The sequence below is a fragment of the Burkholderia sp. Ac-20384 genome (assembly GCF_017104605.1).
Taxonomy (GTDB): Bacteria; Pseudomonadota; Gammaproteobacteria; order Burkholderiales; family Burkholderiaceae; genus Burkholderia; species Burkholderia lata.
The window spans coordinates 1-4,364 of sequence record NZ_JAAGPE010000480.1; the positions used below are offsets into that span (position 1 = coordinate 1).

Sequence of the window (4,364 nt, forward strand, 5' to 3'; positions counted from 1 at the left end):
TCGCCCGTGACGGGCTGCGCGGCGGCGGCCGTCGCCGTCGATGCTGCGCCTGCCGCACCGCTGCCGATGGCGGCACGCATCTCGTCGGCAATGATGTCGGCCTCGGGCCCGATGATCACCTGCACGCTGTTGCCGCCGCGCTTGAGCACGCCACGCGCGCCGATCGACTTCAGTTCCGGCTCCGAGACCTTCTCCGGATCGACGACGGTCAGGCGCAGGCGCGTCGTGCACGCGTCGACGACCGACAGGTTACCTGCCCCGCCGAGCGCGGCGATATAGCGCTGCGCGCGCGGTGCTGCGGCAACCGCAGCGGCGCCGGCAGCCGGCGCGACGAAGCCGCCCGATGCGTACGATTCAGCAGCCGCATCGGCCGATGCCGGCTCACGGCCCGGCGTGGCCATGTTGAACTTGCGGATGAAGAAGCGGAACAGCCCGTAGTACGCGGCGCCGTACGCGATGCCGAGCGGGATCGCGATCCAGCCCTTCGTCGACAGCCCGTAGTTCAGCACGTAGTCGATTGCACCGGCCGAGAACGTGAAGCCGAGCTTCACGCCGAGGATCTGGCAGATCGCGAGCGACAGCCCCGTCAGCACCGCGTGGATCACGTACAGCACCGGTGCGAGGAACATGAAGCTGAATTCGATCGGTTCGGTCACGCCGGTCAGGAACGACGTCAGCGCCATCGACAGCAGCAAGCCGCCGACCATCGCGCGGCGTTCCTTCGGCGCTTCGTGCAGCATCGCGAGACACGCGGCCGGCAGGCCGAACATCATGATCGGGAAGAAGCCGGCCATGAAGGTGCCCGCGGTCGGGTCGCCGGCGAAGAAGCGGTGCAGGTCGCCGTGCACGATCTCGCCGCCGGCGGGCGGCGTGAAGTTGCCGAACACGAACCATGCGAGCGAGTTGAGGATGTGGTGCAGGCCCGTGACGAGCAGCAGGCGGTTCAGGAAGCCGAACACGAACGCACCGATCGCGCCCGCCGTCGTCAGCCACTGGCCGGCCGCGTCGATCAGATGCTGGACCGGCTGCCAGACGTACCCGAACGCGATGCCGAGTATCACGCAGACCAGGCCCGTGATGATCGGCACGAACCGTTTGCCGCCGAAGAACGCGAGGTAGTCCGGCAGCTTGATGTCTTTATAGCGGTTGTACAGCAGGCCCGCGACCACACCCGCGATGATCCCGGACAGCACGCCCATGTTCAGCTTGGGATCGATGTCCTTCATGATCGCGGTTTCGATCAGGTAACCGATCGCGCCCGCGAGCGCCGCCACGCCGTTGTTGTCCTTCGCGAAGCCAACCGCTACGCCGATCGCGAACAGCAGCGGCAGGTTGTCGAAAATCGCGCCGCCTGCGTCGGCGATCATCTTGATGTTGAACACGTCCGGCTGGCCGAGTCGCAGCAGGATGCCGGCAACCGGCAGTACCGCGATCGGTAGCATCAGTGCCCGGCCCAGGCCCTGTATTTTCAGAAACGGATTCCCGTTCATTCAGTCCTCCAATCCTTGTCTCGTCATTAATCGTCGTTGACCTAATTGCTTTCGTCTTGAAACCGGTCGCGAACCTGCCGTCGACGCTCAGTCGAGCGGCCAGACCTCGCGGCTTGCTGCCCTTACCGCCTGTGCCGAATCGAGCGCGAGCAGATCCTGCGCGCGCTGACGGCACAACTGGTAATCGAGACGGCGCACACGCGCCTTGATGCCCGGCACCGATACGGGGTCGACCGACAGCTCGGTCACGCCGAGGCCCACCAGCACCGGCACCGCGAGCGGATCGCCGCCGAGCGCGCCGCACACGCCCACCCACTTGCCGTGCTTCGCGGCGCCGCGCACCGCGATGTCGATCAGGCGCAGCACGGCCGGATGCAGGCCGTCGGATTGCGCGGCCAGGTCGGCCTGGCAGCGGTCCATCGCGAGCGTGTACTGCGTCAGGTCGTTGGTGCCGATCGACAGGAAGTCCGCGTGCTGCGCGAGCTGGTCGGCCAGCAGCGCGGCCGACGGCACCTCGATCATCACGCCGACTTCGATCGGCTCGGTGCGGCCCAGTACGCGCGCGAATTCGTCGATGCGCTTGCGCAGCCGCACGAGCTCACCTGCGTCGGTGACCATCGGCAGCAGGATGCGCACCGCGCCGAACGGCTTCACCGCGAGCAGGCCCTGCAATTGATCGTCGAGCAGATCGGGGCGCACCTGCGCGAGACGGATGCCGCGCAGGCCGAGCGCCGGGTTCGGTTCGGGCGGCAGCGTCAGGTAGTCGACTTCCTTGTCGGCGCCGACGTCGAGCGTGCGGATGATCGCCGTGCGGCCCTGCAATGCGTCGACGATCGACTGGTAGCTCTGCTGGTGTTCGACGACCGTCGGCGCGGCCTGGCGATGGATGAACATCAGCTCGGTGCGCAGCAGGCCGACTGCATCGGCGCCGTTGTCGACCGCGGTGTTCGCATCGTCGAGCGTCGCGATGTTCGCGGCGACCTCGATCGCGCGGCCATCGACCGTCGCGGCGGCTTCACCCGCCAGTTGCCGGTTCGCCTCGCGCACGCCGTCCAGGCGCTGGCGCTCGTGCCGCGCGCGCTCGACGTCAAGTGCGGTCGGCGCGTGTTCGAGCCGACCCGCGCTCGCATCGACGACGACCTGCGTGCCGTCCGGAATCGCGTACAGCGCATCGCCGACCGCAACCAGCGCGGGAATGCCGAGCTGCCGCGCGATGATCGCCGCGTGCGACGTCGCGCCGCCGCGCGCCATCACGAGCGCGGTCACGCGCTGGCGATCGAGCGACGACAGGTCGGACGGCGTGAATTCCTCGGCCGCGAGCACCGCTTCGTCGGGCAGCGCACGCGCGGCACCGTTCGTGTGGCCGAGCGCGCGCAGCACGCGCTTCTCGATGTCGCGCAGGTCGGCCGCACGTTCGGCGAGCAGCGCGTCGTCAAGCTTCGACAGCGTGTCGATCTGCGTGCGGATCGTCGCGCGCCACGCGAAGCCCGCGCTCTTGCCGAGGCTGATCAGGTCGCGCGCCGCGTCGATCAGCGTCGGGTCTTCCAGCAGCACGCGGTGCACCGCGAAAATGCCCGCTTCGCCGACCGCGCCGCGCGCCGATGCGTTGCGCACCGTTTCGTCGAGTTCGCCGTCGACGGCCTTCAGCGCCTGGTCGAGCTGGCGGCTTTCCGCAGCCGGTGTGCCGGAGGCCTGCTCGGGCGGCACGATTTCCGCATCGTCGAGACGCACCAGCGTACCGACCGCGATGCCGGGCGCCGCGCACACGCCCGCGAGCGTGTTCGGGTCGATGGGCGCGCCGACGTTGCGTGCGACCATCTGCGGCGCGGGCGACTTCAGCCGCGCCGGCTTTTCTTCGACTTCACCGTGCGCTTCGCGCAGCAGCTCGTGCTCGACCGCATCGACGGCCTGCTGCGCGTGCGCGCCACGGCCGACCAGTTCGACCGTCGCGCCTTCGCCGGCGCCGAGGCCGAGCAGGCCGACGACGCTCGCGATCGACGCCTTGCGGCCGTCGAACAGCACGTCGACGGTCGCGTCGAACCCGCGCACGGCTTCACGTGCCCGCGCGGCCGGCCGCGCATGCAGGCCGCCCGGTTGTGCCAGCACGATTTCACGGCGCACTTCGTTCTGCGCCGCCGCGCCGGCTTGTGCCGCCTGCACGGCCGCTTCGCCCTTGCCGCGCAACACGAGCAGCGGCGTCTCGCCGGCCGTCGCGAAGCCGCTCGCGCGATCGACGACCTCGAACGCATCCGAGTTTGCAATCGCGATCACCGACACGAGCGAATGCGCGCTGCGCGCCACCGCGTCCTGGTCGAACTCGATCAGCAGCGTGCCGGCCTCGACGCGTGCACCAGCCTCGACGTGCGCGATGAAGCCCTGCCCGTTCAGCTCGACCGTGTCGATGCCGATGTGCAGCAGCACTTCCGCGCCTTGCGGCGTCGTGATCGTCACGGCATGGCCCGTGCGCGCGAGATGCGACACGACGCCCGCGCACGGCGCGACGAGCCGGCCCGCGAGCGGGTCGATGCCGATGCCGTCGCCGAACATCCCGCCGGAGAACACCGGATCGGGCACGTCGGCCAGCGCGACGATCGGCCCCGTCAACGGGGCAAGCAGGACGATCTGATCGTGGGTGGGGCTCTTCAACTGGGACTCCTCGGCGCGTCTCATCGGCTGTCTCGGCTATCAGTGCGTTTCGGTGACTTTGTTCAGGTGGCGCGGCGTGTCGGGATTGCGGCCGCGCGCGACGGCGAGATCCGCCGCCATCACGTAGAACGAAAGAATGGCGGCGATCGGGTCGAGCGCCGAATGGGCGGACCGCGCAAGCGGCAGCGTCGCGCCGGGCGTACCGGCGGGCGCCGCGAGCAGCACGGC

2 protein-coding genes and 1 pseudogene are annotated in these 4,364 nt (G+C 69.3%); all 3 read right to left on the reverse strand.

The window, feature by feature from the left end; all coding sequences use genetic code 11:
- Positions 1 to 1,490: N-acetylglucosamine-specific PTS transporter subunit IIBC (gene nagE / locus G3O00_RS40155; protein WP_206146311.1), on the reverse strand; the 1,490-nt coding region annotated here is incomplete at its 3' end.
- Between the two features lie 87 nt (positions 1,491 to 1,577).
- Positions 1,578 to 4,160: a phosphoenolpyruvate--protein phosphotransferase gene (ptsP, locus tag G3O00_RS40160; RefSeq protein WP_206146312.1), complete on the reverse strand. Its 2,583-nt coding sequence runs from the start codon at positions 4,158 to 4,160 to the stop codon at positions 1,578 to 1,580.
- 15 nt (positions 4,161 to 4,175) lie between these two features.
- Positions 4,176 to 4,364: pseudogene (locus G3O00_RS40165) on the reverse strand (iron dicitrate transport regulator FecR); the annotation flags it as partial.

Bases quoted from the DNA above. Each gene is read 5' to 3' on its own strand.
- ptsP (WP_206146312.1), bottom strand. From the start codon at position 4,160: ATGAGACGCGCCGAGGAGTCCCAGTTGAAGAGCCCCACCCACGATCAG.